This window comes from Aquipuribacter hungaricus, assembly GCF_037860755.1.
Classification (GTDB): Bacteria; Actinomycetota; Actinomycetes; order Actinomycetales; family JBBAYJ01; genus Aquipuribacter; species Aquipuribacter hungaricus.
The window spans coordinates 1-5,639 of record NZ_JBBEOI010000223.1 but is presented as its reverse complement, the minus strand read 5'-3'; the positions used below and the strand labels follow the sequence as shown (position 1 = coordinate 5,639).

Here is a 5,639-nt window from a genome sequence, read left to right as displayed (position 1 = left end):
CACCTCGGCGGCGCTCACGCGGGCACCACGCGCAGCGCGGCGGCGGCGAGCAGGTCGTCGGGGGCGAGCTCGTCGGCCTCCCGGACCACCGCGAGGCCGCGCGCGGCGGCCACCCCGGCGATCTGCAGCTGGTGGTCGTCGACGTGCTCGCCGTGGGCGGCGCGCCGGGGGACGAGCACGGGCGCCTTGCCGGCCTCGAGGCAGCGGACGAAGGTGCCGACACCGGCGTGGGAGACGACGACGTCGGCGCGGTCGATCTCGGTGCGGAACTCCTCGTCGGACATGCTCGCCACGACGGTCCCCGGCAGCTCCAGGCCCGCGGTGCTCGTGACGCCGGTCTGCCACAGCACGTCGGCGCCCGGGGGCAGCACCTCCAGCACCCGCCGCAGCATCCGCTCGAACCCCCAGGGGCGGGCGGTGCCGACGCTGACCAGCACCCGGCGGGGCGTCGTGGGCACCGGCTCGGCCAGGGCGAAGGTGTCGAGCAGGCTGAACTCGTGGCGCCAGCGCGGCCCGGCGTTGGCGGGGTACTGGGTGTAGCGCTGCACCCACGGCAGGCGCTGGTGGACCTTGCCGGCCATCGACGGCCCGTCCGCCCGGGCCAGGCTCTCGACGAACACCGGCCGGGTGCGGACCAGCGGGGCCAGCGGCAGGGCGGCGAGCGACACGGCCGCCCCGGTGCTGTAGACGGTGTCGACGCCCTCGCGGCGCAGCATCGCCAGCAGGCGCGGGGTGCCCAGGAGGACCTCGTGGACGCGGCGGGCGTGCACGAACGGCACGAAGCGCACGTCGCGCCCGGCCATCATGCTCTCGCTCTGCGGGGTGCGGTGGGTGATCCAGAGGCCCTGCTCGTGGCGCGCGGGCTCGAGCAGCCGGGCCAGGTGGGTCAGCTGGACCAGGTGGCCGCCGGTGGTGGCGACGAAGGCGGGTCGGCCGCCGGGGCGGGCCGAGCCCGCCGCCGCGGCCTGGCCGGACGGGGTCCGGGCGGACGCGCTGGACGGGGTGCCGGGGGCGTCGCTCATCCGAGGGACAGTTCGTCGCGGGGGTGGACGGGTACCACGAGACGGGTACGATGGCCCTGCCCACGTGTCGTCAGCGCAGTCGTCACCCCCCGACCTTATCGAGGAGCGACACCCGTGCGACGACCGTCACCCAGCACGACCCCCTTCTGCCACGTCACGTGGCAGCGTCACGGTGGTCGTGCCGAGGAGATGGCCTACGCCCTCGGTGGCCGCGCGGTCCACGTGTACCCCGGCGCCCTGGCCGCGCGTCGCCTCGTGCTCGTCCGCTACGCGGTGAGCGTGCTGCTGACGGCCGCCGCGCTGGTCCGGCTGCGCCCGCGGGCCGTGGTCGTCGTCAACCCGCCCGTGGTGCCGGGTCTCGTGGTCGCTGCCTACGCGCGGCTCACCGGCGCCCGGTTCCTCCTGGACAGCCACACCAGCTCCTTCGGGGTCAAGGGCAACGCGGTCGCGGCCCGGACCCTGGGCATCACCCGCTGGCTCGGCCGCCGCTCGTCCGGGGTCATGGTCACCACGAGCAGCTGGGTGGCCGAGGTGCAGCGCTGGGGTGCTCGCGGGCTCGTCGTCCACGAGGCGCCGCCGGCCTGGCAGGTGGCCCCCGCGGTGCGGTCGGAGCGCCCGCAGGTCTTGTTCGTCGGCGTCTTCTCCTCCGACGAGCCCGTGGCCGAGGTCGTCGCGGCCGCCGCGCTGCTGCCCGACGTCGACGTGCTGGTCACCGGCGACGTCGACCGCGCCCCGGCCGGCATGGTCGAGGCCGCCCCCTCCAACGTCGTGTTCACCGGCTTCCTCGACCAGCAGGCCTACCGGGCCCGCCTCGAGCAGTCCGACGTGGTCCTCGCGCTGACCACCGAGCCCACCTCGGTGATGCGTGCGGCCTACGAGGCCGTGTACGCCCGGCGGGCGCTCGTCGTCAGCGACTGGCCCACGCTGCGCGAGGTCTTCCCCCTCGCCCGCCACCGCGGTAACGAGGCGGCGGCGCTGGCCGATGGGGTCCGTGAGGCCCTCTCCGACGACCCCGCTGCCGCCGCCGACCGGGCGGAGCAGGCCCTCTCCGTCCAGGCCGAGCGCTGGGACGACCAGCTCGACGCCATGCGCACCGCCCTCGCCCTGCCCGTGCCGACCCCCCAGGGAGCCTGACATGCGGACCGTCATCGCCCACGACTACCTCACCCAGCGCGGCGGCGCCGAGCGCGTCGCCCTGGCCCTCGGCGACGCGTTCCCCGGCGCCCCGTTCGTGACCAGCGTGTACGAGCCCGAGCTGTCGTTCCCTGGCTTCCGCGACCGCGAGATCGCCACCGGCCCGCTGCAGCGCTGGCCCCTGGTCCGCAAGGACCCCCGCGCGGCGCTGCCGTTCCTCGCCCAGGCGTGGGACCGCACGAGCGTGGCCGACGCCGACGTCGTCGTCGCGAGCACCTCGGGCTGGGCCCACGGCGTGGGCGTGCCCGACGGCTGCGCGCTCGTGGCCTACTGCCACAACCCGGCGCGCTGGCTCTACCAGACCGAGGACTACCTGCCCCGGGCGTGGCAGCGCGCGCTCACCGCCCCGCTGCGCGCGCGCCTGGAGAGCTGGGACCGCCGGGCCGCCTCGCGGGTCGACACCTACGTCGCCAACTCCTCCAGCGTCGCGGCCCGGATCGAGCGGGTCTACGACCGGCCGGCCACGATCGTCCACCCGCCGGTGAGCATCGACGTCGACGGCCCGCAGGACCCGGTCGAGGGCCTGGAGCCCGGCTTCTTCCTCACCGTCGGCCGCGGCCGCGGGTACAAGAACGTCCGCGCCGTCATCGACGGGGTCGGCCTGCTCGGCGATGCCACCCTCGCCGTGGTCGGCTCCGCCCCCTCCGGGGAGCAGGAGGACGCGCACGCCCGCTGGCTCGGCGTCGTCTCCGACGCGCAGCTGCGGTGGCTGTACGCCAACGCCCGCGCCCTGGTCGCGGTGTCCTACGAGGACTTCGGCCTGACGCCGATCGAGGCGAACGCCTTCGGCACCCCGGTCGCCGTGCTGCGCGCCGGCGGGTACCTGGACTCCACCGACGAGGGCGTGAGCGGGGTCTTCATCGAGGCGCCCGAGGCGTCGGCCGTCGCCGCGACCCTGCGGACCATGCCGGACCTCGACCGGGACGCGGTGCGCCGGCACGCCGGCCGCTTCAGCCAGGCCAGCTTCGCCCAGCGCATGCGCGAGGTCGTGGCGGACACCGTCGGCGACCGCACCGTCCCCCTCGCCGCCTGAGGGCCATGGCCTGACGGCCTGACCGGGCCGTCGGGCCCGGTGCCGCCCTGGCCTGCACCGGCCGGCCCGTGACGAGCGCGCGGGTCAGCCTGCGGCGGGGTCCGTGCGGGTCCCGACGGGGCGGTGGTCCCCCTCGGGCCTGCCCTGGTCCTCCGGCGTCCCCTGCCCGGGTGTGCCGGCCTCCTCCGCCGTCCTGGCCGCCTGGACCGTGGGCGTCCGGCGTCGCAGGAACCGCTTCTCCACCAGGTGCCACGACAGGTACCCGATGCCCAGGCACAGCACGAGCGACACCGCCGCCAGCTGCCACACCGGCAGGTCGCCGAGGCCGAGCGGCCCCACGAGCACCTGCTGCAGGACGAAGCCGTAGATGTACGTGCCGTAGCTCGGGTCGCCGAGGCGCGTCACCGGGCGCGCGGCCGGCCAGGCGCGGGTGCCGACGTAGAGCACGAGGACGGTCCCGGCGGGCACGAGCAGCACCGACAGCGGGGCCTGCGTGAGCACGAGCAGCGCGACCACGCCGGCGGCCGCGAGCGCGCTCCGGGCGCCCGGCCGCCACCCCAGCGAGCGCACGGTGGCGGCGGCGAAGAAGTACGCGACGAACTCCACGCGCAGCGCCACGGGCACGAGCAGGCCGTCGCCGATGGTGTCGTGCGGCAGGCGCCAGCCGACCACGGCGAGGACGACGGTGACCGCCAGGAGCACGGCGGGGCGCCGGAGCCAGCCCAGCAGGCCGGCCACGACGAGCGCGGCGTACGCCGTGACCTCGACGCCGAGGGTCCACAGCACGCCGTTGACCGCCGTCACCGGGTTGTCCTCGAAGACCCCGGGCAGGTCGTAGGAGTAGGGGAACACCAGCAGGTTGCGCAGCAGGTAGGCGTACGTGCCCGGCTGGCGCAGGTAGTCCGGGGCGGTGCTCAGCAGCGGGCCCAGCACGAACGTGACGAGCAGGAGCATGACGACCAGGCCGGGCATGATCCGCCGGGCGCGCTTCTCGGCGAAGGCGCGCGGGCGGGGGTCGGACAGCCAGCTGCCGCAGACCAGGTAGCCGCTGACGACGAAGAAGACGATGACCCCGAGCCGGCCCAGGTTGAAGCCGAAGTCGCCCAGCGGGAGCACCACCGGCTCGCTGCCGTCGGGCAGCAGGAACGCGTGGGAGACGACGACCATCGACGCGGCGACGATGCGCAGGACGTCGAAGCCCTGGGGGTGCTGGGGCGGGGCGGGCGCCCCCGTGGTGCCGCTCATCGCACGCCGTCCCTCCGGGTCTGAGCACCGTCCGCGGTGCTCCGCGGGCGGTGCGGTGGCTGCGCGACCCCCTCGGCGCCTGCGTCGAGGCTACCGAGCCGGGGGCGCCCGCGGCAGGGACATGACCCCACCGGGGGGCGGCCGTCACCGTCCGGCGTAGACCCCCACGTCCTCGTAGCCGACCAGGTCCTCCGCCGGGGCGCCGATGACCGCCTGGGTGAAGTCGGTCGTGCTGTGCCAGATCGTGTACTTGCGGGTGTCGCCCGGGGACGGCTGCACGAACATGCCCTCGACCCCGTAGGACAGCGGCGTGCTGCTGCTGTCCGCCAGCCAGAGCAGGTAGGCGGAGCCGGTGCCGGCCGCCTGGAGCTGGACGTTGCGCAGCTCCCACTGCCCGAGCGCGCCGCTGCCGAAGGCGTACGGCTGCAGGAACAGGCCCTGGTAGTGCAGGTCCTTGGCGGTGAACCCGTCGAGGAGCAGCCGGTGCGGGCCGTTCCACGTCTGGAGCGCGTCGCCGCCGTAGTGGTTGCCCACGCCGCCGGGCAGGTCGACGTTCACGCGGTCGATGCGCACGTCGCGCATCTGCACCGTGAGGCTGCCGCGCTCCCCCTTGGAGTCGATGTTGATGCCCTCCCACACGTTCGGGCCGGCGCAGTGCAGGCCCTCGATGTGGATCGTCCGCGGCGCCTTCTGCTCGGTGGACCCGCCGATGTACAGGCACCGGTTGTTGTTCGGGGCGGGGGTCATCGGCTCGAAGTAGCGGCGCGAGGGCTGGATGACCCCGCCGATGCTGACGATGTCGCCGCCGCCGTTGATCTGGAAGCCGCCGTTGACGTCGAGCGGCGTCTCCGGCCACACGACGAGGACGTCGCGGTCGCCGACGTTCTTGAGCACCCGGTCCGTCGCGCTCGGCCGCCACACGTAGGGGTCGGTGAGGACGGGCGCCGTCCACGAGGCGCGGGGCAGGGGCAGCGAGGTGCGCGCACCGGCCACGGGGGCCGCCGGGCGCAGGAAGTCCTCGGCGGTCGCGGCGGCGAGGACGGGGTCGGTCTCCACCGGCTCCGGCCAGGCGGCGGGGTCGGCGGGGGTGACCGGTGCGGCCGGGGGACCTGGTGCGGCGACGGGGGCCTGGGGGAGCTCCGGGG

General features: G+C 75.5%; 4 protein-coding genes and 1 pseudogene. 2 read left to right on the top strand and 3 right to left on the bottom strand.

Annotated elements, in window-relative coordinates:
* Window positions 1-14: 14 nt before the first annotated feature.
* A complete protein-coding gene (locus WCS02_RS16670; RefSeq protein ID WP_340295275.1) occupies window positions 15-1,022 on the bottom strand; it encodes a glycosyltransferase in 1,008 nt (335 codons plus the stop codon).
* A 114-nt stretch (window positions 1,023-1,136) separates the two neighbouring features.
* Here WCS02_RS16670 and WCS02_RS16665 point away from each other — a divergent pair, with 114 nt between their 5' ends.
* Complete coding sequence (locus WCS02_RS16665) at window positions 1,137-2,156, top strand: glycosyltransferase family protein (RefSeq protein WP_340295274.1); 1,020 nt, start codon at window positions 1,137-1,139, stop codon at window positions 2,154-2,156.
* 1 nt (window position 2,157) lies between these two features.
* Window positions 2,158-3,249, top strand: a complete 1,092-nt coding sequence (locus WCS02_RS16660; RefSeq protein WP_340295272.1) for a glycosyltransferase — start codon at window positions 2,158-2,160, stop codon at window positions 3,247-3,249.
* Window positions 3,250-3,333: 84 nt separating this feature from the next.
* On the opposite strand, the gene WCS02_RS16655 is transcribed toward WCS02_RS16660, so the two are convergent.
* Entirely contained in the window at window positions 3,334-4,494 is a 1,161-nt protein-coding gene (locus WCS02_RS16655) for an acyltransferase family protein (RefSeq protein WP_340295270.1), read from the bottom strand.
* 144 nt (window positions 4,495-4,638) lie between these two features.
* Window positions 4,639-5,639: pseudogene (locus WCS02_RS16650) on the bottom strand (hypothetical protein); the annotation flags it as partial.